20 protein-coding genes are annotated in these 25204 nt (G+C 57.9%); 10 read left to right on the top strand and 10 right to left on the bottom strand.

What is annotated here, in order from left to right; all coding sequences use genetic code 11:
• The first annotated feature begins 46 nt into the window (after positions 1–46).
• A complete protein-coding gene (locus UR289_RS01225) occupies positions 47–1012 on the top strand; it encodes a fimbrial protein (protein ID WP_320709025.1) in 966 nt (321 codons plus the stop codon).
• Between the two features lie 42 nt (positions 1013–1054).
• On the opposite strand, the gene UR289_RS01230 is transcribed toward UR289_RS01225, so the two are convergent.
• The 7 genes from UR289_RS01230 to UR289_RS01260 all read right to left on the bottom strand — a co-directional run bounded on the left by UR289_RS01230 (position 1055) and on the right by UR289_RS01260 (position 9661).
• The gene (locus UR289_RS01230) at positions 1055–1207 is read right to left on the bottom strand and encodes a hypothetical protein (protein WP_214538193.1); all 153 of its coding nucleotides are present in this window, start codon (positions 1205–1207) and stop codon (positions 1055–1057) included.
• 163 nt (positions 1208–1370) lie between these two features.
• Positions 1371–3086: an O-antigen ligase family protein gene (locus UR289_RS01235; protein WP_320709028.1), complete on the bottom strand. Its 1716-nt coding sequence runs from the start codon at positions 3084–3086 to the stop codon at positions 1371–1373.
• 86 nt (positions 3087–3172) lie between these two features.
• On the bottom strand, positions 3173–4831 hold the full coding sequence (locus UR289_RS01240) for a ShlB/FhaC/HecB family hemolysin secretion/activation protein (protein ID WP_320709030.1): 1659 nt from the start codon (positions 4829–4831) through the stop codon (positions 3173–3175).
• Positions 4832–4924: 93 nt separating this feature from the next.
• A complete protein-coding gene (locus tag UR289_RS01245) occupies positions 4925–7534 on the bottom strand; it encodes a filamentous hemagglutinin N-terminal domain-containing protein (RefSeq protein WP_320709031.1) in 2610 nt (869 codons plus the stop codon).
• Positions 7535–7938: 404 nt separating this feature from the next.
• The gene (nfsB, locus tag UR289_RS01250; protein ID WP_320709033.1) at positions 7939–8592 is read right to left on the bottom strand and encodes an oxygen-insensitive NAD(P)H nitroreductase; all 654 of its coding nucleotides are present in this window, start codon (positions 8590–8592) and stop codon (positions 7939–7941) included.
• A 120-nt stretch (positions 8593–8712) separates the two neighbouring features.
• Positions 8713–9081 (bottom strand): MmcQ/YjbR family DNA-binding protein, encoded by a 369-nt coding sequence (locus UR289_RS01255; protein ID WP_064673593.1) that lies wholly within the window; start codon positions 9079–9081, stop codon positions 8713–8715.
• A complete protein-coding gene (locus UR289_RS01260) occupies positions 9071–9661 on the bottom strand; it encodes a TetR/AcrR family transcriptional regulator (protein WP_039264021.1) in 591 nt (196 codons plus the stop codon). The genes UR289_RS01255 and UR289_RS01260 overlap by 11 nt, the downstream gene beginning before the upstream one ends.
• Before the next feature lie 190 nt (positions 9662–9851).
• On the opposite strand from UR289_RS01260, the gene UR289_RS01265 reads away from it, so the two are divergent.
• Both UR289_RS01265 and UR289_RS01270 read left to right on the top strand, forming a co-directional pair.
• A complete protein-coding gene (locus tag UR289_RS01265) occupies positions 9852–10955 on the top strand; it encodes an MBL fold metallo-hydrolase (RefSeq protein ID WP_069303773.1) in 1104 nt (367 codons plus the stop codon).
• Positions 10956–10987: 32 nt separating this feature from the next.
• Positions 10988–11329: a RamA family antibiotic efflux transcriptional regulator gene (locus tag UR289_RS01270; RefSeq protein WP_029741711.1), complete on the top strand. Its 342-nt coding sequence runs from the start codon at positions 10988–10990 to the stop codon at positions 11327–11329.
• An 82-nt stretch (positions 11330–11411) separates the two neighbouring features.
• Here UR289_RS01270 and UR289_RS01275 read toward each other — a convergent pair whose 3' ends face one another.
• Positions 11412–11660 (bottom strand): DUF1158 domain-containing protein, encoded by a 249-nt coding sequence (locus UR289_RS01275; protein WP_013097677.1) that lies wholly within the window; start codon positions 11658–11660, stop codon positions 11412–11414.
• 477 nt (positions 11661–12137) lie between these two features.
• On the opposite strand from UR289_RS01275, the gene UR289_RS01280 reads away from it, so the two are divergent.
• From UR289_RS01280 to UR289_RS01290, 3 genes are all read left to right on the top strand, one after another.
• Positions 12138–14846, top strand: a complete 2709-nt coding sequence (locus tag UR289_RS01280; protein WP_320709037.1) for a cation-transporting P-type ATPase — start codon at positions 12138–12140, stop codon at positions 14844–14846.
• A 158-nt stretch (positions 14847–15004) separates the two neighbouring features.
• Positions 15005–16069, top strand: coding sequence for an efflux RND transporter periplasmic adaptor subunit (locus UR289_RS01285; RefSeq protein ID WP_320709038.1), 1065 nt, complete (start codon positions 15005–15007; stop codon positions 16067–16069).
• A 9-nt stretch (positions 16070–16078) separates the two neighbouring features.
• Positions 16079–19234: an efflux RND transporter permease subunit gene (locus UR289_RS01290; protein WP_320709040.1), complete on the top strand. Its 3156-nt coding sequence runs from the start codon at positions 16079–16081 to the stop codon at positions 19232–19234.
• On the opposite strand, the gene UR289_RS01295 is transcribed toward UR289_RS01290, so the two are convergent.
• Positions 19164–20285 carry a YbdK family carboxylate-amine ligase gene (locus UR289_RS01295; RefSeq protein ID WP_320709042.1) on the bottom strand — a complete coding sequence of 374 codons (1122 nt, stop codon included), beginning with the start codon at positions 20283–20285 and terminating at the stop codon, positions 19164–19166. The two genes, UR289_RS01290 and UR289_RS01295, sit on opposite strands and share 71 nt — an antisense overlap.
• Before the next feature lie 105 nt (positions 20286–20390).
• Between UR289_RS01295 and UR289_RS01300 the strand changes: the two genes are divergently transcribed.
• The gene (locus tag UR289_RS01300; RefSeq protein ID WP_320709043.1) at positions 20391–21281 is read left to right on the top strand and encodes an oxidoreductase; all 891 of its coding nucleotides are present in this window, start codon (positions 20391–20393) and stop codon (positions 21279–21281) included.
• On the opposite strand, the gene UR289_RS01305 is transcribed toward UR289_RS01300, so the two are convergent.
• Positions 21278–22072, bottom strand: coding sequence for an AraC family transcriptional regulator (locus UR289_RS01305; RefSeq protein WP_064673600.1), 795 nt, complete (start codon positions 22070–22072; stop codon positions 21278–21280). The genes UR289_RS01300 and UR289_RS01305 overlap by 4 nt on opposite strands.
• Before the next feature lie 76 nt (positions 22073–22148).
• Between UR289_RS01305 and UR289_RS01310 the strand changes: the two genes are divergently transcribed.
• From UR289_RS01310 to UR289_RS01320, 3 genes are read left to right on the top strand one after another with little or no spacing between them, the layout of a single operon-like run.
• Positions 22149–24131 carry an FUSC family protein gene (locus tag UR289_RS01310; RefSeq protein ID WP_320709045.1) on the top strand — a complete coding sequence of 661 codons (1983 nt, stop codon included), beginning with the start codon at positions 22149–22151 and terminating at the stop codon, positions 24129–24131.
• Positions 24124–24339: a DUF1656 domain-containing protein gene (locus tag UR289_RS01315; RefSeq protein ID WP_033144858.1), complete on the top strand. Its 216-nt coding sequence runs from the start codon at positions 24124–24126 to the stop codon at positions 24337–24339. The genes UR289_RS01310 and UR289_RS01315 overlap by 8 nt, the downstream gene beginning before the upstream one ends.
• Positions 24336–25199 (top strand): HlyD family secretion protein, encoded by an 864-nt coding sequence (locus tag UR289_RS01320; RefSeq protein WP_320709047.1) that lies wholly within the window; start codon positions 24336–24338, stop codon positions 25197–25199. The genes UR289_RS01315 and UR289_RS01320 overlap by 4 nt, the downstream gene beginning before the upstream one ends.
• Positions 25200–25204: the final 5 nt, after the last annotated feature.

A 25204-nucleotide genomic window follows, 5' to 3' on the forward strand; every position in this document is an offset into this window, starting at 1 on the left:
GATTATGCTAATAATATAACCGCGTCCACAAATTTTTAGGTGTTCTATGTTCTCTTTTTTACGTTATTTATGTTTATCTGCACTGTTTTTTTCAACTCATTTACTTGCTTGCAGTGCAGATGCTTATTTTGGTCCAACAGATGACGTTCATTTTAATGATATAATAGTGCAGCGAGATACCCCTGTTGGGACTGTTATTGCATCAGTGGCCGGTGAAATGAGTGGTGGTGAGTATTATTACGGGATTACTGACTGTGATATATATGTTGCAATGAATTATCAAGGGGCTGTTCCAGCACCAATAGAGCATGTTTATAATACAAATGTTCCAGGGGTAGGCATTCGTTTTTATTTCTCTACGTGGTCGCATGGCGGCGTTTACGCTTCACCTACACCAGGCACTTTTTTGGATCATTTTTCAACAGCCATGAGCTATGGAATTAATCCCCCTGTTGTGGATTTAATTAAAACAGGAAATATTACGTCAGGATCTCTGGCAACTGGGAGTGTAGCTCATGTATATGCTTTGAATAATGAGAATACAAACGGGGATGTGACATGGAGCATAAATTCGCCTGCGGTTATTACACAAGTCGCCTGTGCCATAAATTCAGGTCCGTTGTCATTTCCAATTGGCAATGTTTTATCGGCCCAGTTTATATCTACTGGAACCGTATCTCAGGAAGTAAAAACTGTTGATTTAAAACTAGACTGTGATCCTGAAGCGAATATCAATTTCACATTGACTGGTGTACAAAACCCCGACTCATCAGACAGTAGTATTTTGGCATTAACGGGGCATGGCCAGGACGATGCTAAAATTGCGGATGGTATTGGTGTCCAGCTTCTTTATAATGATAAACCGCTGAAATTAAACGAAAGGCTGGAAATTAAACATTCCGCTGGCGGAAACGAAATTTTCCCTATTACTGCTCGATACATTCAAACTAAAGATAAGATTAAAGCTGGCATTGCAAATACCACCGCAACGTTGAATCTGACCTACCAATGACCTTCAATATGACAAACCGGGCAGGATGCCCGGCCTCACGTTTTACCCGCGCTTCATATCAATACGCTGCATAAACCGTTTCAGATCGCGCGCTTTCCTTAATGCCAGTTTCGATACGACTTCAGCGGGTACCGGTTTTTCGGGTTTAGGCAGCGCCATTACCACCGTTCTTCCCTCTTCAACCACAATTTCCACCGGCGCACTTCCGTACCGCGCTCATCACTGGATTTAATTACAGGTGTGATAATAACCAGAAGGAAGGGAAAGTCTGTTTAAAAATACTTAAACCTGCATTTATGACTTGCCTGAATATATAAAAACCGCGTTAATCAACGCGGTTGAAATAGATTTCGATCCCCTATGATTTAAATCTAACGTCCCACGGCATTAGCCGATGTGCCCGCTGTTTTAATTTTTCTGCATCATCCTGACGATGTGAAAATAATAAAATATTAACCTGATCGTTCCAGGCGTCCTCTTCCATATGCAATTTTATCCATTCACCATTTTCTTTGGCGTATCGTTCCAGCTCATCAATATCGCCCGTCTGGTTGAAATGCCACAAATGAAGCTGGCTAAGGTCACGCTGATAGCGCATCTGCATGAGTCCCGGCACGTGTAAACCGGTAATGCTCTCAGGGAAAGCAAGTCTGCCCGTCTCAAAATTTCCCAGCACAATGCTGGCAAAAAAAAGCTGTGCAGAAAGCACTAAGCCATACAGTGCGATGAACACCAGCGGCCAACGTAACCGCGAACTGCGAACCTGAAATGTGCGGAGTTCTCCGTCTGCCGAGGCCATTAAAATCAGAATGGCAAAATAGTGCGCCACGGAATAATAGAGTGGAAACTCCACCTGAGTGTGCAGCAGAATCGGCAAGGTGGTGAGCAGTGCCGCCCACTGCCACAGGCTTTTTCGCCTCAGGAAAAGAACTATCCAGCCCCACAGGAGACACAGCCCGCCCGCCAGCGCAATCACGCCGCCCTCCGCCCAGATAAACAGCGTCTCATTGTGCGGGTGTTGCATCATTTCCCGGCTTGGATTATCGAACGGCAGCGCGGCCATAAAATTCTGGAAGGCGGGTTCAAACATTCCTAACCCCCAGCCCCGCCAAGGATGAACGCCGATCATACGTAGCGTGTACTCCAGGGTTAACATCCGCTGATTGCTGGAGCTTTCGTGCGCGAGGGATGCGTCCAGAGGCTGATTCAGCATCAGCATGCCTAAAAGCCCACCCGCGAACGGCAAAAGGACCACCAGCAGGCGGCGGCGACTTGTCGTTCGAACGCGAAAACGCGGGTGGCTGAACATCACCGATACGCACAGAATGCCGATTAACCCGCCGAGCCAGCCGGTGCGTGAGTGAAACACAACCAGCGTGGCCGATATCACTATGATGCTGACACAAATAAACAGCAGGCGATACGATTCTGCGCGAACCCGGTAACAGACGCATCGAGCATCGGCAAGAACAAACAGCAGGGCGACCAGCCCCGTCGCCAGAAATGAAGCGGTGACATTCAGTTGCTGAAATATACCCGGTGCGTAGCCAGAATAATTTTCAGCCAGGTTATTGAGCGGGAAGGGGAGATACGCCGGGCAGTAAAGCCCCGCCAGCGAAATCAGACATTCCACAACGGCAGCGATAGCCAGCAGATAAAAAATCCCTGTGGTTTCTTTCTCCTGAAGAGGAACCTGAAGCAGAGTCACGTAACACAACACTCCGCCCCAGATCCCGACCAGCCGGGGTAGGGCAGTCGGTAAGCCTTCAGAAGGAGACCAGAGGATCGGCAGCGTAAACAGAACCGCGCTCGCCAGCATGAGTATGCTGGTGCGTGTAATACGCACGGTTGCCGTACGCAAAAAAAGCCATACCAGCAGCGACAGCATGGACATCACGCCCCAGCACAGCAGGTTCATCGGCAGGTTCATGCCGTAATCGCCGTTGTTAGGCCAGGGGATATGGAGTAGTACCAGCCAGTAAAGGCTGAAAGTGGACAGTATCAGCACGCGTATCGTGCGGGCGTTTAGCAATATATTTGCCAGCGTAATCAAAGAGGATGTCAGCGTGTTCATTAGAGCCTGAAGAGGGTAAATCATGATTGTATTTACCCCCTCCGACAGGGGCTAACGCTCCTGCGTCCGTTCTGAGACTTTCAGTGTCAGTACTGCCATTGCACCGAAAACCCAAGCGTGACGGGACTGGTATGCATCTCATCCGGTTTTGCCAGTGGTACACCCGCAAAAAGGTCATACCCCAGATGGCCTTTTACCCCGCGCACACCAGCGACCGCACCGGCAATGTGCGCCCCGCTCCAGTAATCATTTTCTGAGCCGCTGACTTCGCCATAGTCTGCGCCAATGTACGGCTGCATTCCCCATACCGGCAGATTCAGGTTGATATCGTTGCGCAGATACCAGCCTTTGTCGGCATACAATGAGGACTCTCCGTCAAAGCCTCGCACCGTCCAGCGGTTGCCGATGGTGAACTTATCGGGCTGGGTCAGCCTGTCCGGAGAGGTCTGTTGCTTGAAGTGCGGTTCATAGCTGAGGGCAAACTTGCCCAGTTTGAACGGGAAAGTACCGTCTGCACTCAGCGTAATAATGCGCGCCTGCGCGTCGGCACTGCCCACCATCTCTTCAGCATCGGGTTCTTCACCAAACCACGGTGCGGCATGTTGATAACCGAGGCTTGCCGTAAGCTGACCGAAGGGAAGATAGGCTAAATGTTCCAGGCTGAGCTGCCAGCTGCTGGTGTCCCGGTGCTGAACCTCCACTTCCACGTCGTTAAGATCGTAGCGGGAATCCCGCTTGATCCCTTTAAAGCCCAGCGTGGTTTTCTGGCTCGCGCTGCGGTAAACCACGCGGTTAAGCGCGGCGGTCATTAACTTTTCATCGCTACTGTACCGGTAGTTAAAATCACCGCTATGGAGAGTCTGCGTCGTTCTGTACTGGCTGGCATAAAGTTCCAGCGCCCAGTATCCCCAGGGAACGGAGTAAAACACCGAGGTATTATCGTTACGCTTGCCGTTTTCATTCTTGAAACCACCGCCATACGCGGCATAAAACATATCGTTGAGCGAGGTGGGGTTATCCAGATACAGCGCCAGGCCCCCCTGGTACCGTCCGGTGTATTTACTACCGGAATCATCAAACCAGCTGCCCAGTCGCCAGGCTTTACGCTGGTCGCGCTTGATCTCAACGCGCGTATCGCCAGGATTTTCCCCCGGCACCAGACGAATACTGGCCTGCGAACCGGGAATACGCTGCAGGTTTTCCAGCCCCTGTTCCAGACCGCGTAAATCGAGGAGATCGTCCGGCCCTTGTGGGACGTTATTCCAGCGATGAACGGAGAGGCCGCTTTGATCCTGAATAATGACATCACTGACGCGTCCAGGCAGAATTCGCAGGGTTAACGTTCCATTGTGCAAATTTTGCTCCGGTATTAATACGCGGGTGGTAATAAATCCGTGGGATATTAATCGATTCTGCACGGCCGTATGTATGGCTTTAATTCCCTTCACGCCAATACAGTTATTCTCAGCCTGACGAATGATATCGCGAAAAGTGAGCCAGTGAGGAAGCGACTGCGTATTGTCGATGTTCAGATGCTGAATGTCGTAGCACACTGTCTCATGTGGCAGTGCAAGCGCATCAGTTGCGAGCATGCTTTCTGATGAAAGGACTGACTTCCCAGGCGGTGCAAGCTGTTCGTGCCTCGCCTGATCCTGCTGCTGAGTGGTGGCCGGTTCAGCATGTACAGTGTCGGGAAGTGATGCGAGCAGTGATAGCAGAACGAGGCCAGATCGATAATTAGTCATGTAAATAACTTTATGGACCGCGAAGGATCCTGAATATAACGAAAAAATAGATAGCCCCATTCCAGGAATGGGGCTTTGGTTTATGTCAAACGATTACGCGGTATAAATGGAGTAGCCGCCTGGGTAATAAACGATATCCTGAATGGGATACCCGTAATACAGATCGCCCGGATAATAGACAACGCCGTTTTCCCAAACGCCATTACCTTCAGGTGTACCGTTTGGCTTAACGGTGGTATTTCCACTATTATTCGCCGTGGTATCTGAATCTGGGTTGGTATTATTGTTATCAGCAGTGTTACTACCGTTGTCTTGATTTGCTGTACCGGTCTCGTTAATCACACCCATGTTATTGACGTAACCCATGGTGTACACGCGATCGCCGGTAATATTACCGCTGGCTTCGTTGTTAATGCCGTTAGCCGTGTTCAACGTAATACCGCTTGCACTGGTGATGTTACCGCTGTTGGTCAGGTAGTTGCTGACCAGGGTAATACCGTTATCAGCAGACAGCGTACCGCCGTTGATGAGGGTTACGCGGTCCATCTGTGCGTTCAGGGTATTACCCGCCACAATCGTGCCGAAGTTATACGCGGTGCTTTGAGACCAGCCGTAGCTGCCCATTACGTCGAGATTAATGTCATGCGCCGCGCGGATGTCACCGCTGTTGTCCAGATTGTTCATGACAAACAGCATGGCATCAGAACCCGCGTTGATCTGGCTGCCTGCATCGGTCATCAGATAAGAGGCGGTAATGTTGATGTTATGGTCTGCGACGAGCGTACCGTTGCCCCGGTTTTCCAGGCTAGTGGTGTTCAGGTTGATATCATTCTTGCTGACGATCGAGCCGCTGTTGGACAGGTCTGCCAGCTGAAGATCCATCTGATTAGCGGTAATGTCGCCGCTGTTATCGAACTGACTGCTGTTCATCTGCAGCGCCAGGCGACCGCCAGCCGCGATGGAACCGCTGTTCTGCGCCGGGCCGCCATAGTTATTCCAGCCATTAGAACCGATGGTTAACATCATATCCTGACCCGCTTTAAGGCTTCCGGCGTTCTGGAACGTACCGGTCACGGTCATGTCGATATTGCCGCCTGCTTCCATCTTACTGGCAAGGTCAGAATAGTAGGACGTGCCGTACATAAAGAGGTCTTTTTCGGCTGCGATGGTGCCGGACATATTATCCAGCGCGCCATTGATTGAAACAGAGCCGTCGCTGTGGATTGATCCATTGCGGTTAGAGAGCATGTTGTTGCCGCTCACCTGAAGCTGGCTGTCAGAACCCAGAGACTGAATCACACCGTTGTCGTTATTCAGCATGGAGGCGTTGATCATGTTCCAGCCGTTCCCGGCGGAAATGAGACCGTTGTCGTTCGTCAGCGTGTCGACATTGACGCTCATCGCACCGTTGGTTTCTACGCGGCCAGCGGAGTTGTTCAGGCTGGCAGCGTCAACGCTGAGGGCACCCTTAGCATCAATGCGGCCATGGGTATTATTCACGCCCTGCGCGTTGTAATTCCTGGAGGCGCGGCCGATCGTCAAATCGCCATTGCTGAGAATTTCACCGTCGCTGTTGTCCAGCGAGTCAGCGGTAATAAAGGTATTCTGGCTGCCCTGAATGGAACCATGGCTGTTAACGGTATTTTTGCCGGAAACGTTCACCATCGCAGCTTTAATGACGCCGTTAGTGTTGTCCAGCGTGTTGTCTGCGGTAACGGACACCATACCCTCAGAGGTAATCTGACCGTTATGGTTCAGGACATCACTACCCATCACGGTAGCTGCATTTTTACCGCTGATACGTCCGCCGTTGTTTTCGACCACACCATCAACGTTGATTGACAGCGTGTCGGATGCCGTCAGGTCAGCACGATCGATATGCACGCCAACGCCGGCGTCAGTGCCTTCCATATAGATTTTATTCGCGTACATGGAGCCCAGCGCAGACACATCCAGCGCTACGTCCGGGGCATTGCTGCTGTCATACTTCTTCTGCACGCGGCCATATTTATCAATGTGGTTATTACCCGTGACGATATTCAGTTCGTTAGCCTGAAGTTTCGCATTGACCTTCACTGAACGGGCAATAATGTCGGTGTACTGCGTAGAACGAGTATCCATCCCTTTACCGGTGATGGTCACCTGGCCTTTGCTCACATCCAGACCGCTAACATTACCCTTGTTGTCGTAGGTGGCGGTACCGGTGGTCAGCGTAGCGTGGTTGGTATTGATAAAGCCGCAGCCGTCACAGGTAATGCCTGATGGGTTGGCGATAATCACCTGTGCGGACTGGCCTGCCACTTCGACCATGCCGTTCAGCTGGCTCGGATCGGATGAACGCACTTCGTTCAGGATCACTTTAGCGCTGCCGCCAGCCATATTAGCGTTGCCATTGATCTGGCCTGCTAATTGGGTGTTGGTTGCTGTGCCGCTGTTATTCAGGATCACGCCGTTGCTGTCGACGTTAAATTCGGAATAAACGTTATGGGAAACCCCACCTGCGCTCGCCTTGTTGATATCAACGATGGTTGCGCCACTTGCATCCGTATGAATGGCCGGTTTGTCGGTATTACCTGCCACGATGGCAGCCTGAGCTGGCATAATCATGCCCAGCGCAAGCATGGTCGCGAAACAGGTCGGCGCCAGTTTGGCGTGCAATACCTTTGAATTAGCCTTTGTGCTCACTGCACTTTTATTTTTCATATATCTATCCTTGTAATTCCTTGAAAAAGTGTTCCCATTTCTCTTCATGCGAAATGGAGGCACATAAAAACATGCAGAACCTCGATTCCAAAAATAGACATGTAACAATTCATACAAAATGTGCATTAATTAATGCGGTACCAGAAGGGAATAATTAACGTGAACGTGACAAAAAATAAATGGATATATTTTTGAAGGTTATTGATTGGGATGGTGAGAGGCTATAACTGGTTGATATCACATAGAAGAACGTAATTATTAATTATAAAATTGTATGCGAAATTTCCGATATAGGTATTTCTGTACTGTTACAAATAATTTGCCTGCTAACGGATGTATTTATACACAACGGGAGTATGCGGTATTGAAAACAGGCACGCCGGAACCCAGCGTGCCAGAGGAGATCAGCACTCAGTTACAATCGTGCTCAGCGGCAGGCGAGACTTCGGCAGCGTGGCGTTGAAATCTTCCACGCTGTGGTGCCCAACCGGTACTACCACCAGGCTGGTAAAGCCTTTTTCTTTCAGGCCAAACTCTTCGTCGAGAATAGCGGCGTCGAAACCTTCAATCGGTACCGCGTCCAGGCCCATCGCGCCTACGCCCAGCAGGAAGTTGCCGACGTTCAGGTAAACCTGCTTCGCCATCCACTGGTCGTCATCTTTCAGATCCACGCGGTGCATGTCGGCGAAGAAGGTGCGGCCCTTGTGGTTTGCGGCTTTGGCTTCCGGCGTGTTGAAACGGCCATCGGCCTCTTCCTGATCCACGACGCGCTCCAGCCAGGCGTCATCCAGCGCGGTTTTCGCGCAGAACACCACCACGTGAGAAGCATCCAGCATTTTGCGTTCGTTGAACACATAGGTGCCCGCGGCGGATTTCGCCACGCGCGCTTTTCCTTCCTCGGTGCTGGCCACAATGAAGTGCCACGGCTGGGAGTTGGTGCTGGACGGGCTGAACTGCAGCAGGGTTTTGATTTTTTCCGCTTCTTCCGCGGTCAGTTTTTTGCTTGGGTCGAACGCCTTGGTCGAGTGGCGTTTCAGGGCGACAGAAATGATATCCATAACAACTCCTGGTGATGAAATTCGCCCGCTCGCGGGCGCGAAAGGAAAGCAGATTACAGCGGGATGCGGAAAAAGATAAGTGCAATTCGAGCGCTTAATCTGTTCGTCTCAGACGAACAATCAGACCGGACGGATCCACTTCTGGTCTTTTTTCGGCAGCTTATCCACCACCAGATTCCAGGAATCACGGATGAGGTCGGTAACCAGTTCCGGCGTCACGTCGTCGGTGCCGTAAAGGGAGATCCAGTGCTTTTTACTCAGATGGTAGCCCGGCTCTATCCCGCGATAGATCTGCTGATTTAACAGCGATTTCTCCGGGTCTGACTTCAGGCTGACGTGCGGTCGCCCGTGCGCGACCGCGGCGATCATGAAAATCTTTCCGCCCACTTTAAACACGTCAAACTCCGGCCCAAACGGCCAGCAGTGCTCGGTGAAGGGCAACTCAAGGGCCACGCGCATTGCGTGCTCCTGCAAGGATTTACTGTCCATCGCTCTCTTCCTGGGCCAGCCCGCGCCACATCACTTCAAAACCGAGCGCTTTAAAATCAACGGCGCGGGAAGGGTCGCGAGTGGCAAATTCCATCGTGGATTCGGCCAGCGATAAGAAAAGCGCATCGCCAAAGGTTTTAAATTCATCTGACATAAACACCTGACGCACAGAGCGGCGGCACAGCTCATGGAGTTCCGGGAACATCTCTTTCACCGCCTGTTCGGTTTCGGCGCTCAGCTTTTCACTGACGCCAATCTGGCGGATAGCCGCATGAGAAACGGGGTTACGAATACCCCAGTCCACGTAGCTGTTCCAGATATTGCGGGTATGTTCTTTGGGCAGCGTGATGGTGCGATCGAGGTTTGCCAGCATGGCCTGGCAGAGATCCTGCTTCAGGTGCAGATAGAGGGCATTCAGCAGATCGTCTTTAGTGGGAAAGTAGCGAAACAGGGTCCCTTCGGCGACGCCCGCGTTACGGGCGATTAACGACGTTGAGGCAGCAATACCTGACTGTGCAAACGCCACCGTTGCGGCTTCCAGTAAGGCCTGTTTTTTATCTTCACTCTTCGGACGTGCCACTAAATTTTTCCCCCTGTCAATTATAAAAACCCTGATTGAAACACGTGCTTTGACACGCTGCAACGCGGAATGTCAAAGATCGAAAACGTCTTGACGACTTTATCATCATATCTATAATGAGTGCTTACTCACTCATAATCAAGTTTACCCCGCGCAAACTATCGGATGGGGCGCGTTTTCGGGTCTGGATATGAAAAAACCTCTCTTCATCTGCGTGGTGTTAATCATGATTATTGCTTCAGCTGCGAGTTTACCGTTTGTACTGAATGCCGGATTCGGCCAGCCGCCGCAGGGTGAGCAGCTCACTGAAGTGGAGGCCTCTCCCCAGTATCGCGACGGGAAATTCCACAATACGCTGCCGACGCCGGGCTATAACGGCGACAAAAACATGCTGGTCGCGACGTGGGATTTTCTGACCAAAAAAACCGAAAACGCGCGCCCGGCCCAGCCGCTGCCGCTGGTGAAAACCGATCTTGCGAGCCTGCCGCTGGAGCAGGACACCCTGGTGTGGCTCGGCCACTCCTCGTGGTACCTGCAGCTCGCGGGCAAACGCATCCTGATTGACCCGGTGCTCGGCAACTACGCCGCGCCGTTCTCGTTCCTGAATAAAGCCTTTGCTGGGGAGTATCCGTGGCGCGCTGAAAGCATGCCGGAAATCGACCTGCTGATTATCTCGCACGATCACTACGATCATCTGGATTACGCCACCATCCGGGCGCTACTGCCGAAGGTGAAGCGCGTGGTGACGCCGCTGGGCGTGGGATCCCACCTGCGCTACTGGGGGATGAAGCCTGAGATTATTGACGAACGCGACTGGAACCAGTCGGTACGCATCAGCGATGAACTGACGGTGCATGTTCTGCCGGCGCGTCACTTCTCCGGGCGCGGCATCAAGCGCGATCGAACCCTGTGGGGCAGCTTTATGTTCGTCACGCCAGATCGGAAAGTTTATTACAGCGGGGATTCCGGCTACGGCCCGCACTTTAAGGCCATCGGCGAGCAGTTTGATGGTGTGGATGTCGCCATCATGGAAAACGGCCAGTACGACCAGGACTGGAAGTACATCCACATGCTGCCGGAGGAAACGGCGCAGGCCTCGGTGGATCTGAACGCGAAAGCCGTGGTGCCCGGGCATAACGGGCGCTTCGTGCTGGCGAAACATACGTGGAACGATCCGCTGATCCAGCTGGCTAAAGCCAGCAAGGATAAAAACTATCGGCTACTGACACCGGCGCTGGGCGAGCCCGTCCGGGTGAATGACGCCACGCAAACCTTTCGCGCGTGGTGGGAATAATGTTTAAGCGAGAAGCAGAGGGGGACAGCAGCATGACCATTTCCGCTCAAGTCATCGACACTATCGTCGAATGGATCGACGACAATCTGCACCAGCCATTACGTATAGAAGAGATTGCCCGCCACGCGGGCTACTCGAAGTGGCACCTGCAGCGGTTGTTTATGCAGTACAAAGGGGAGAGCCTGGGGCGTTATATCCGTGAGCGCAAGCTGCTGCTGGCGGCGCGCGATCTGCGTGAATCCGACGCTCGGGTGTACGACATCTGCCTGCGTTACGGGTTTGACTCGCAGCAGACGTTTACCCGTATCTTCACCCGCACGTTCAACCAGCCGCCTGGTGCGTACCGCAAGGAGAACCACAGTCAGGCGCATTGAGCTGTTTTCCGCCCTGGCGGGTCTGGAAAATTGCCATCACAGGCCGGGTAAGGCGAAGTCGCCACCCGGCTTTTTTATTGGCTTACGACGCCAGTGAAAACCAGCGGCGCCAGACGAAACGCAGCACGAAGAATTCGATGGCACCCAGCAGTAAAAACCACACGCAGAACAGAATGGTGTAAAGCTGGTTCAGATCGACCATGTGAAAGGTCTGAACCAGCTTCTGCGCCAGCACCAGACCCAGCGATGGCGCGGGCAACAGCAGGCAGGAGAGCAGGGCCAGCAATAAAATGCCGCCTGCCGTAAGCAGCGATTCTAACGGGTGTTTCATCGTAATGTTAATCGTCAGTTAAAAATGTCATTGTCCGGCATCCTGTAACGTAAAGCAATATCAGCGACTAAGACGTTATTGAATAAAACGAAGATATTATTTGGGGAATAAATAACAAAATACGACCCGGCATTTATATTAATATCGCGTTATGTAAATAAATGTCTTTGTCAGGAAAATAATTTTACAAATGTATAGGTGCTATAACCAATTAACGTGGCAATAACAATGGCCGCGATAACGTATAACACCAGTCGGCGTCCGCGATAAATACCCCACATGGTTCCCCCTCGTTTAGTGTTGGTTTAGAAATATTTTGTAAAAATCAGGCCATCTAAATAGTTTTAATCAGTTTTGAATAACCGAGAAGTCATTATATTGCGGTAGATCAATTTTACCCGCAAGACTTAAAAATGAATTTATTTAGCCAGAAAGGAATTCAGGCTTCTGTTCACCGGATATTGAAGGAAAAATACGATGACCGAAAAAAAAGTGTCCCCAAACGTGCCGCCTTCCGGCGGGCTGGCATACCAGCAGACCGTAGAGCAGGTGCTTACCCACACGCAGAGCCAGGCCAGCGGCCTGGATCGTGCAGAGGCGCAGGCGCGTCTGCAAAAAACAGGGCCGAACGCGCTGCCGGAGAAAAAAGGCAAACCCGCCTGGCTGCGTTTCCTGGCCCATTTTAATGATGTGCTGATTTATGTCCTGCTGGCCGCCGCCGTATTAACAGCAATAATGGGCCACTGGGTTGATACGCTGGTAATTCTGGGCGTGGCGGTAATCAATGCTTTAATTGGCCATATTCAGGAAAGCAACGCGGAAAAATCCCTGAAGAGTATTCGCAATATGCTCTCCAGCGAGGCGCGCGTTATTCGTAACGGCAATCACGAAACTCTACCCACAACTGAAATAGTCCCGGGCGATATTATTGTATTACGCGCGGGAGATCGTATTCCGGCGGATATGCGTTTAATCGAAGCGCATAATTTACGCGTGGAAGAGGCGATTCTGACTGGTGAATCCACCGTGGTGGATAAACATATTAATCCGCTGAGCGGCGAACTGCCGCTGGGCGATCGCACCAATATGGTCTTCTCCGGGACGACCGTAAGCGCGGGCGGCGGCGTCGGCGTGGTCACCGCGACCGGTAAGGATACGGAGCTTGGCCACATCAACCAGATGATGGCGGGTATCGAAAAGCACCGCACGCCGCTGCTGGTGCAGATGGACAAGCTGGGTAAAGCGATCTTCGCCATTATTCTGGCGATGATGGCCGCGCTGTTTGTCTTCAGCCTGGTGTTCCGCGAGATCCCGATGGGCGAGCTGCTGCTCTCCCTGATTAGCCTGGCGGTGGCCTCCGTGCCGGAAGGTCTGCCGGCGATTATCTCCATCATCCTCTCGCTGGGCGTGCAGGCGATGGCGCGCAAGCGGGCGATTATCCGCAAGCTGCCGACGGTTGAAACCCTGGGCGCGATGACCGTGGTCTGCTCGGATAAAACCGGCACCCTGACCATGAACGAGATGACGGTCAAAGCCATTATCACCGCTGACGCCTGCTACCGCGTGGACGGCAACAGCTACGAGCCGGTGGGCAACATCTACCTGGAAGGCAGCGACGAGCCGGTCCACATCCAGCCGGGCACCGTGCTGGAGCACTACCTGCGCACCATCGACCTGTGTAACGACAGCCAGCTGATTCAGGACGAGCGCGGCCTGTGGGGCATCACCGGTGGGCCGACCGAGGGCGCGCTGAAGGTGCTGGCGGCGAAGGCCAGCCTTGAGCCGGTCATGACCACGCTGGTTAACAAAATCCCGTTCGACTCGCAGTACAAGTACATGAGCACCCACTACCAGATTGGCGGTGAGGAGCAGATCCTGATCACCGGCGCGCCGGACGTCATTTTCGCCCTGTGCGCGCAGCAGCAGACCCGCAACGGTGCGGAAGCCTTCAACCGCGCGTACTGGGAAAGCGAGATGGAGCGCTATGCGCGTCAGGGGCTGCGCATGGTCGCCGCGGCGTTCAAGCCGGCGAACGGCGAGCAGGAACTGACGCACGATGACCTGAGCCACGGCCTGATCTTCCTCGGCATCGCCGGGATGATGGATCCGCCGCGTCCGGAAGCCATTGATGCGATTAACGCCTGCCAGCAGGCGGGGATCCGCGTGAAGATGATCACCGGGGATCACCCGCAGACGGCGATGAGCATCGGCCAGATGCTGGGGATCGCCAACAGCGAGCAGGCGGTCACCGGCTATGAGCTGGAGAAGATGGACGACGCCGCGCTGGCGGAAGCGGCGGTGAAGTATGACATCTTCGCCCGTACCAGCCCGGAGCATAAGCTGCGCCTGGTGAAAGCGCTGCAGGACAAGGGTGAAATCGTCGGCATGACCGGCGACGGCGTGAACGACGCCCCGGCGCTGCGTCAGGCTGACGTCGGCATCGCGATGGGCATCAAGGGCACGGAAGTGACCAAAGAGGCGGCGGACATGGTCCTGACGGACGACAACTTCGCCACCATCGCCAGCGCGGTGAAAGAGGGGCGTCGCGTTTACGACAACCTGAAGAAGACGATTCTGTTCATCATGCCGACCAACCTCGCGCAGGGGCTGCTGATTGTAATTGCGCTGCTGGCGGGGAACATCATTCCGCTGACGCCGGTGCTGATCCTGTGGATGAACATGGCCACTTCCGCCACGCTCTCCTTCGGCCTGGCCTTTGAGGCCGCCGAGCGCAACATCATGCGTCGTCCGCCGCGCCAGACCGGGCAGCACGTGATGGACGCCTACGCCGTCTGGCGCGTGGCCTTCGTCGGCACCATGATTGCCATCGCCGCCTTTGCGCTGGAAGCCTGGCTGGCCCCGCGCGGCCACAGCGCGGAGTTCATCCGCACCGTGCTGCTGCAGATGCTGGTCTGCGCCCAGTGGGTGTACATGATTAACTGCCGCAACACCGAAGGATTCTCCCTGAACCGCGGCCTGCTGGCGAACAAAGGGATCTGGCTGGTGACGGGCGTGCTGTTCCTGCTCCAGGCGGCGATTATCTACCTGCCGTTGATGCAGATGCTGTTCGGCACCGAAGCGCTGCCGCTGCGCTACTGGTTTGTGACCCTGGCGGTAGCGGGCGTGATGTTCTTCGTCGTCGAAATCGAGAAGCGACTGACCCGCAGGTTCCGTAAGGCTGCATAACCAAAACCTTACCCCTCACCCTATCCCTCTCCCCTAAGGGGAGAGGGGACCGCCCGGTTTTCTCCCTCTGCTCTGAGGTGAAGGGGCGGCTCGGTTTTCTCCCTCGCCCCTTTGGGGAGAGGGCCGGGGTGAGGGGAACACATCTGAGGTACCTCTTAATGAAACTCCCACTCCTGTTCGCACTTTTCGCCTGCACCCTGCAACCCGCATTCGCCGCCGCCATCCCCGTCCGCGTCGCCACCGTGGAGCAGACCGCCCACGCCGCCGAGCGCCAGATCCCGGGCCGCATCGAAGCCATCCACACCGTTGAGCTGCGCGCGCGTACCGAAGGCGCGATCGCCAAAATCCACTTCCGCGACGGGCAGTACGTGAAAAAAGGCGACCTGCTGTTCGAACTGGACGACGCCGAGCCGCGCGCCGCCCTGCGTCTGGCGCAGGCTGAGGTGAGAAGCGCCGAAGCCACGCTGCGCCAGGCGCAGCAGCAGCTGTTCCGCTTTGAAAGCCTGGGCAGCAGCAACGCCATTAGCCGTCACGACGTGGACAACGCCCGCATGCAGCGCGACGTCGCCAGCGCGGCGCTGGAGCAGGCCAAAGCCCGGCTCGAAACCCGTAATGTCACCCTGAACTACACCCGCATCACCTCGCCGATTGACGGTCGCGTGGGGCACAGCCGGTTCCACGTCGGCAGCCTGGTCAACCCTGCCAGCGGCGTGCTGGTGGAGGTGGTGCAGCTCGATCCCATCCGCATCGCCTTTGCGCTGGAAGAGGGCGCGTTTGCCACCAAAGCCGGACAGCATGCGGATATCAGCGCCATGAAGCAGGCCTGGCAGGCGTTCATAGACAGCAACGGCCAGCGCGTCAGCGGCGAGCTGACGTCCGTGGACAACCGCATCGATCCGCGCACCGCCAGCGTGATGCTGCGCGCCGAGTTTGCCAACCCGCGCCATCAGCTGCTGCCCGGCGGCAGCGTGAACGTGACGCTGCGCCCGGCCAGCGAGCAGCCGGTTCTGACCCTGCCCGCCGCGGCGGTCCAGCAGAACGGCGACGGGTTCTTTGCCTGGGTGGTTAACGCCGACGGCAAAGCCGAAATGCGCCCGCTGAAGGTCGCCGGACAGATCGGCCAGCATTTCCGGATTTCATCCGGCGTGAAGTCCGGTGAGCGAGCGATTACTGACGGCGCGCAGCGCGTACAGCCCGGCGCGGCCGTCCAGATACTCAATTAAGGAGCCATCATGCTGACGTTTTTCATCAAACGCCCGCGCTTCGCGATGGTGATTGCGCTGGTCATCACCCTGCTGGGGGCCATTGCGCTGAGAATTATCCCGGTGGAGCAGTACCCGCAGATCGCGCCGCCGGTGGTGAATGTGTCTGCCAGCTGGCCGGGCGCCAGCTCGGCTGACGTGGCGGAGGCTATCGCCACGCCGCTGGAGACCCAGCTGAACGGCGTGGATCACATGCTCTACATGGAGTCCACCAGCTCGGACGAAGGCTCGTACAGCCTGAACATCACCTTCGCGGCGGGCACCGATCCGGACCTCGCCGCCATCGACGTGCAGAACCGCGTCTCGCAGGCCGTGGCGCAGCTCCCGACCGAAGCGCAGCAAAACGGCGTGCAGGTGCGCAAGCGTGCCACCAACCTGATGATGGGGGTAAGTCTTTACTCACCGGAAAACACCCACACGCCGCTGTTTGTGAGTAACTACGCCAGCACCCAGGTGCGCGAGGCGCTGTCGCGTCTGCCGGGCGTCGGGCAGGTGCAGATGTTTGGCGCGCGCGACTACAGCATGCGCATCTGGCTGCGTCCGGACCGCATGAACGCCCTGAACGTCACCACCGACGACGTGGCGCAGGCGCTGCGCGAACAGAACGTGCAGGGGGCGGCAGGCCAGGTCGGCACGCCGCCGGTGTTTAACGGCCAGCAGCAGACCCTGACCATCAACGGCCTGGGGCGCTTAAGCCAGGCCGAAGACTTTGCCGACATCATCATCCGCGCGGGCGAGATGGGCCAGCTGGTGCGCCTGAAGGACGTCGCCACCATCGAGCTCGGCTCGCGCAGCTACAGCTCCGGCGCGCAGCTGAACGGGCACGATTCCGCCTACCTCGGCATCTACCCGACGCCGTCCGCCAACGCCCTGCGCGTGGCCGACGCGGTGCGCGCGGAGCTGGAACGGTTGTCCACACGCTTCCCGGACGATCTGGTCTACGAGGTGAAATTCGACACCACCTCATTTGTTGCGGCCACGATTAAAGAGATCGGCGTCTCGCTGGCGCTGACGATGCTGGCGGTGGTGGTCGTGGTGTCCCTGTTCCTGCAAAGCTGGCGCGCGACGCTGATTGTCGCGCTCGCCATTCCGGTATCGCTGGTGGGCACCTTCGCGGTGCTCTACACGCTCGGCTACTCCGCCAACACGCTCAGCCTGTTCGCCATTATTCTGGCGCTGACCATGGTGGTGGATGACGCCATCGTGGTGGTGGAGAGCGTCGAAACGCTGATGGCGGAAGGGCAGAGCCGCACGGCGGCGACCGCGCTGGCGCTGCGCCAGATCGCCGGGCCGGTCATCGCGACGACGCTGGTGCTGCTGGCGGTGTTTGTGCCGGTGGCGCTGCTGCCGGGGATTGTCGGCGAGCTGTACCGCCAGTTTGCGGTGACGCTCTCCACCGCCGTCACGCTCTCAAGCCTCGTGGCGCTGACCCTGACGCCCGCCCTGTGCGCGATGCTCCTGCGTCCGCGCCCGGTGCAGCCCGCGGCGATTTTCCGTGGGTTCAACCGGGGGCTGGAGGCCACGCGTGGCGTCTACACCCGCATCGTGACTGTCTTCAACCTTCGCCCGTGGCTGGCGCTGCTGGCCACCGCAGGCGCGGCGGCCGTGGTGGCGTTCAGCTTTACGTCGATGCCTAAAGGCTTCCTGCCGCAGGAGGATCAGGGCTACTTCTTTGCCAGCGTCCAGCTGCCGGAGGCGGCCTCGCTGGAGCGCACCGAAGCGGTGATGACCACGGCACGCGAACTCATCGCAAAAAATCCGGCGGTGGAGGACGTGATTCAGGTCTCCGGATTTAACATTCTCAACGGCACCAGCGCCTCCAACGGCGGGTTTATCTCCATCATGCTGAAGGACTGGAGCGAGCGCCCGCCGCTGGACGAGGTGATGGGTACCCTGCAGCGCCAGCTGCTGGCCCTGCCGGAAGCGACCATCATGACCTTCGCCCCGCCGACGCTGCCGGGGCTGGGCAACGCCTCCGGCTTCGACCTGCGCATCCAGGCGCAGGCGGGGCAGAGCCCGGCGGAGCTGGAGCGCGTGACGCGTGAGGTGCTGGCGAAAGCCAACCAGCACCCGCAGCTGAGCCGCGTGTTCACCACCTGGAGCAGCAACGTGCCGCAGCTGACGCTGACCGTTGACCGCGAGAGCGCCGCGCGTCTCGACGTGCCGGTGTCGCGCATCTTCAGCAGCCTGCAAACCGCCTTTGGCGGCACGCGCGCCGGGGATTTCAGCGTCAACAACCGCGTCTACCACGTGGTGATGCAGAACGAGATGCAGTGGCGCGAGCGCGCCGGGCAGATCGGCGAGCTGTTCGTGCGTAGCAACAGCGGCGAGCGGGTGCGCCTGAGCAACCTCGTCACCATCACGCCGACCGTCGGGGCGCCGTTCCTGCAGCAGTACAACCAGTTCCCGTCGGTGTCGGTGAGCGGCTCGGCGGCGGACGGGGTGAGCAGCAGCACCGCGATGGCGGCGATGGGCGAGCTTCTGGTGCAGAATCTGCCAGCGGGATACGACTACGCCTGGAGCGGCATGTCGTATCAGGAGCAGCAGACCGGCAACCAGGCGATGTGGATCGTGCTGGCGGCGGTAGTGATGGCGTGGCTGTTCCTCGTCGCCCAGTACGAGAGCTGGACGCTCCCGGCGAGCGTGATGCTCTCGGTGCTGTTCGCCATCGGCGGGGCGCTGGTCTGGCTGTGGCTGGCGGGCTATGCCAACGACGTGTACGTGCAGATTGGTCTGGTGCTATTGATAGCCCTCGCCGCCAAGAACGCAATTCTTATCGTGGAGTTCGCCCGCGCGCGGCGCATGGACGGGATGGCGATTGTCGATGCCGCGCGGGAAGGGGCCTCGCGCCGCTTCCGCGCGGTGATGATGACCGCCGTGTCGTTCATTATCGGCGTCCTGCCGATGATGCTGGCGACCGGGGCGGGGGCCCAGAGCCGCCGCATCATCGGCACCACGGTGTTCAGCGGCATGCTGGTAGCGACCGTGGTGGGGATTGTGTTTATCCCCGCGCTGTTCGTGCTGTTCCAGCGCCTGCGCGAGTGGGGCCACGGCCTTACGGACTCGTCGCCCACAGCTCGCAGTGCTTCTGAACCAGAGAAATCAGCGAGCCACCGTCGGCGATAAACTCCCGCATGCGCTGCGCCTCGCTCTTGCCCTGCTTTAACAGCAGGGCAATTTCATTGATTGCGCTCGTCGCGCCGAGCTTCTCGGCCGACGGCGCAACCTGCTCCAGCAGCCACGCAATGTCTTCCGCCACGGTTTTGTGCTCGCCGGTATGCACGTCCGTCAGGATCCCTTCCAGCCCGTAGCGACAGGCCCGAAAACGGTTAAAGCGGTACAGCAGAAAATCTTTTTCCTGATGCTTATAGGGCCGCGCGGTCAGCAGCCAGTGCGACGTCGCCTGAATAAGCCCGGCGATGTTAATCGCGTGGCCGAGCGTCAGTGGCGTATCCATCACCCGCACCTCGACGGTGCCGAAGTGCGGGCTGGGGCGAATATCCCAGTGCAGATCCTTAATGCTGTCGATCATGCTGGTGGAACTCAGGCGGCGGAACAGCCCCTCGAACTCTTGCCAGCTGTTGACCCACGGCATCTGGCCGTTATCCGGGAACCCCGAGAAGATGTTGAGCCGCGACGAGGAGAACTTCGTGTCCGTGCCCTGCATATACGGCGAGGCGGCCGCCAGGGCGATAAAGTGCGGTACGAATCGCGACAGGCCGTGCAGCAGGTAAATCGCGTCGTCCCCGGTCCGGCAGCCGACGTGCACGTGCTGGCCGAACACCGTCGCCTGCAAAATCAGGTAGCCAAAGCGCTCCAGCGTGACGTTATAGCGCTCGTCGTCGCACACCTCCTGCCGCTGCCACTTCTGGAACGGGTGCGTCCCGCCGCCGCAGATCTGGATATGCTGCTCCGCCGCCGCGCGCAGGATGCTCTGCTGCATCACCGAGAACTGCGCCGCCGCCTGGTCGATGTTCTGGCACACGCCGGTGGCGATTTCGAGCATGCTTTCGGTGATATCGTGTTTGACCTCGCCGCCTTTGATGTCGTCTTTGACGGCGGCGATGAGCGCGGAGGAGTCCTGGCTCAGATCGTAGCCCGGCGGGTTAACCACCTGCAGCTCGAGTTCGATGCCGAGGGTGAAAGGTTCAGAGGACTTAAAATCGGGTAAAGGCATGGCGCACTCCGTTGTCTGTAGTGTGTTGAGTATAGACAACGACGTGGCGCTCACTTTTCAGGGTGGTATAACTGTTAGCAGGCTTAGCGAAAAGGGGAGATAACCATGTCTGACAATCCAGTGATTGCGCTGATTGGGCCTGGCGCAATTGGTACCACCATCGCCGCGGTGCTGCATGACGTTGGCCGCACGCCGCTGCTGTGCGGGCGCACCGCGCACGCGGAATTACGCCTGCGCCACGACGAGGGTGAAACCGTGGTGCCCGGTCCGGTATTAACCGATCCGGCCGTCATCAGGCAGCCAGTGGATCTGGTTTTCATCGCAGTGAAAACTACCCAGAACGCCGACAGCGCCGGGTGGCTGCGCGCCCTGTGCGATGAAAACACCGTGGTCTGTGCGCTGCAAAATGGCGTAGAGCAAAAAGCCCAGCTTGAGCCGTGGGTTAACGGCGCGACGGTGCTGCCGTCGGTGGTCTGGTTCCCGGCCCAGCGCGAGCCGGATGCCTCCGTCTGGCTGCGCGCCAAACCGCGCCTGACCCTGCCGGACGTGCCGCAGGCGCAGCGGGTGGTGGAGGCGCTTCGCGGTACGCGCTGCGCGGTTGAGCTCTCGACAGATTTCGCCTCCGTCGCCTGGCGCAAGCTGCTGCAAAACGCGGTCGCCGGGCTGATGGTGCTTTCTAACCGCCGCGCCGGGATGTTCAGGCGCGAAGATATCAGCGAGCTTGCGCTGGCCTACCTGCGCGAGGGGCTTACCGTCGCCCGCGCCGAAGGGGCGAAGCTGGACGATGACGTGGCGCAGGAGATCCTGGCGAACTTCCAGCGTGCGCCAGTAGATCTGGGCACGTCGATCCTGGCCGACCGCCAGGCCGATCGCCCGATGGAGTGGGATATCCGCAACGGCGTGATCCAGCGCTACGGCCGCAAGCACGGGATTGCGGTGCCCATCAGCGACGTGGTGGTGCCGCTGCTGGCGGCGGGGAGCGAGGGGCCGGGCTAACGGCCGCTGTTTTTCCGTTCGGCAAAGTAGTGGGCGGGCGTGCTGCCCATCGCTTTTCTGAACATGGTGATAAATGCATTCACCGATTCATACCCGAGCGTTGCCGCCACGTTCTGGACGGGCACGCCGCTGGCCAGCTCCCGCAGGGCAATAATCAAATGCAGCTGCTGGCGCCAGCGCCCGAAGCTCAGCCCGGTCTCGCGCTGCATCAGGCGGGCAAACGAGCGCTCGCTGAGGGCGAGCCGTTTCGCCCAGTCCTTCAGGGTGCTTCTGTCCTCAGGACGGCTGACCAGCGCGTCCGCCATGGCGCGAATTTTCGGATCGGTTGAGACCGGCAGGCTTAGCTTCTGCTGCGGCATGCTGGCGAGCTCGTCAAGCGTGACCCGGGTCAATCTGGCGACGTGGCCGTCGGGGGGATAATCCACGCCTTCGCGCGTCAGACGATCGACCAGCTCCTTAATCAGCGGCGAGATCGCCAGCGTGCAGCATCTCTCCGGCAGCGCCGCCGCGCCGGGCTCAATAAACAGATAGTTAAGATGCGCGTTCCAGGTCGCCCTGGCACTGTGCGGAATACCGCCGGGGATCCAGACGGCGCAGTCCGGCGGCACGATCCAGATATCATTTTCCGCGTAACAGCTGACCGCGCCGTATCGGGCAATAATCAGCTGGCCCTTGCGGTGGGTATGCACCGGCACTTCCGCGGCGTAGTCCACGAAGTCCAGATGACGCGCCACCGCCGGGCTGGCGGTAGAGTCGGGGTCATACAGCGTAGTAGCGGGTTGAGGCTTCACGATTCTGGCAACATTTAGATATTTTTTGACAGAATAGAGTATTTCAGCGGTTCTGCAAGCCGGTAATAATCCCGGCATGAAAAACATTTTCTCTCATCCCGTGCACATCCCTGCCGCGCTGCGAAACGATGCGGGCGCGCTGATCTACTCTGCGAAGAGCTTTGCCGCGGCGATGCTGGCTTATTACATTGCGCTGTCGATCGGCCTCGAACGCCCCTCGTGGGCCATTATTACGGTTTACATCGTGTCGCAGACGTCGGTCGGCGCATCGCTGAGCAGAAGCCTCTACCGGCTGGCCGGTACCGTGGCGGGTGCCAGCGCGACCGTTGTGATTGTGCCTGCCTTCGCAAATACGCCAGTCCTGTGCAGCGTGGTGCTGACGGGCTGGATCGTATTCTGCCTGTGGCTCTCCCTGCTGGAACGCACGCCCCGGGCTTACGCCTTTGTGCTGGCAGGCTACACCGCGAGCCTGATTGGTTTTCCTGCGGTGTCCGATCCCGGCGGCATTTTTAACGTCGCCATCGTCCGCGTGCAGGAGATCGCGATTGGGATTTCCTGCGCGGCGCTGATCCACCGCTACGTGCTGCCCGCGCGCGTATCAGGCCAGTTCAACGCTAAATTATCCCAGACGCTACAGGCCGCGCGCGGGCGGGTGGCGGACACCCTATCAGGCAAACCTGACGCGGCTTCCGGCCCTCTGCATCTGGCCCTGGCGCTGCAGTTCCTGCAGGGCATCAGCCACCATATTCCGTACGATTTTGCCCTTTCAGCCCCGGTGCGACAGGCCAGAAAAGCGATCCACGACCGGCTGGCGCGGCTGGTTATCGTCAACTGTGAACTGCACGATCGCCTGCCAGCGAGCGGAACCCTGCCCGCCGACGTGCAGGCGTTGATGGGCGACGTTCAGGCCTGGCTTACCGCTGAAGGCGCTGATGCCGGCAGTACGGCAGAGTCGCTGCGGCTCCGCTGTGCGCTTCTCATCGATCGGTATGCCGCGCAGGCGCAGACGTTTGACGACGCGCTGCAGGTCAGTTTTATCCGCTACCTCTCGGAGGCGATCGTGCTTCTGCAGCAGTGCGAACGTCTTTCCGGGGCCATCCACCGTGCAAAACCCGTGTTTGGTGAGGTGCAAACCCGCGCGGCGAAAGGCTACGTTTTCCACCGCGATCCCCTAACAGCCGCCCGCACGGCGCTGGGGGCTTTCGCTATCATCCTGAGCGGCTGTCTGGTCTGGATCTTCTCAGCGTGGGCGGATGGCGGTACGGCGGTTTCGATACTCGGCGTCTGCTGCACGCTGTTTGGCAGCTTCGACACCCCGGCGCCGCACATCGTGAAATACATCATTGGCTCATTCTGGGGCGTGGTCATTAGCCTGTTCTACAGCTTTGCGCTGCTGCCGCAGGTGAGCGATTTCCCGGTACTGGTGGCGGTGCTTGCCCCGGCGTATCTGCTGGCCGGGTCGCTTCAGGCGCGCCCGCCCACCACATTTATGGCGATGGGCATCACCCTGACCCTGCCCATTCTGTGCGAGCTGGGGGCGCACTACAGCGGAGACTTCGCCGTCGCGGCCAACACCGCCATCGCGCTCTTTGCCGCGACCGGCTTTGCCGTCGTCAGCATGAGCCTGCTGCAAACCGTGCAGGCGGACGGCGCCATCGCGCGTCTGCTGAACCTCTGCCAGCGCGACATTCGCCGCAGCGTGAAGGGCACGCTGCGGGTTGATGAAACGCACTGGATCAACCTGATGATGGACCGAACCGCCCTGTTGCTGCCGCGCCTGCAGCGCAGCGCGCGCGCGCCGGAGCAGGCGCTGGATCGACTGTTACACGCGCTGCGTCTGGGGCTGGCGGTCATGCATTTACGCCGCAGTGACGCACCGCCCGGCAGGGAGGTTGACGCGCTTTTTTATCGGTTAAACGCCGCGGACCGCCACGCCTTGCGCGAACGCATCGCTGCCCTTATCGCGCGCCATCTGCCTGCGGCAGATGAACACGCGCGCCAGTTGGTCTTCAGGCTGGTGGATCTGCACTGTGCATTACGGGGGCCAGACCATGGTTAACGATCTCAATATCGGCGGCGTTTTTATTCCGGGGCTGCTGATGGTCGCCCTCGCGGCGCTGGTCTGCACGCTGGGCCTCGTCGCGCTTTTCTCGCTCAGCAGGCTCTACCGGCGCTTGCCGTTTCGCCCGCTGATGGATGTTTCAACCTGGATCGTCACCTTTTTCCTGCTGATGCAGGGTCTGACCGCGTTGGGGTTATTGTCATGAAATCACTGCTCTCTTTACTGGCTCGCTATGCGCTGACCTTAAGCGCGGCCGCGGTGGCCTCGCTTCTGGCCTTTATGATGTGGAAACACTACGCGCAAACGCCGTGGACCCGCGACGGCCGCGTGCGGGCGGACGTGGTGCAGATTGCGCCGGACGTCTCCGGGCCGGTCATCAGCGTGGCCGTGCGGGACAATCAGTGGGTGAACCGGGGCGATGTGCTTTACACCATCGATCCGCGCTGGCTTAAGCTGGCGGTGGTCAGCGCGCAGGCGGACGTCGAGTCGAAACGCCATGAGATGCTGATGCGCCAGGACGCGGCCCACCGACGCACGCTGATTAAAAACGCCATCTCGAGCGAGGATTTACAGCAAACCGGCAGCGCGGCAAACGTCGCGGCGGCCAATTATCACGGCGCGCTGGCCGCGCTGGATCTGGCAGAGCTGAATCTGGCGCACGCCACCGTGCGCGCGCCGGTCTCGGGGTACGTCACGCACCTGCGGCTTCGCCCCGGAGACTATGCGACGGCGGGGGAGACGAAGGTCGCCATCGTTGATGCCCACAGCTTCTGGGTGGTGGGGTACTTTGAGGAGACTAAGCTGCGCCATATTCGCGTCGGGGATGCCGCGCAGGTGGTGCTGATGGGTTACGAGCCGGTCATCACGGGCCATGTGGAGAGCATCGGGCATGGGATCGGGGACAGCAACGATGAGGCGGGCGGGCTGGGCCTGCCCGACGTCGAGCCCACCTTTAGCTGGGTGCGCCTGGCGCAGCGCGTGCCGGTGCGCATTCATATCGACAGGTTGCCGGAGGGGGTTGAGCTGGTGGCGGGGCTGTCGGCGAGCGTAGCGGTGGGGCGGTAGATAAG

Origin of the sequence: Enterobacter sp. 302C9 (genome assembly GCF_034106085.1) — a bacterium.
Classification (GTDB): domain Bacteria; phylum Pseudomonadota; class Gammaproteobacteria; order Enterobacterales; family Enterobacteriaceae; genus Enterobacter; species Enterobacter asburiae_B.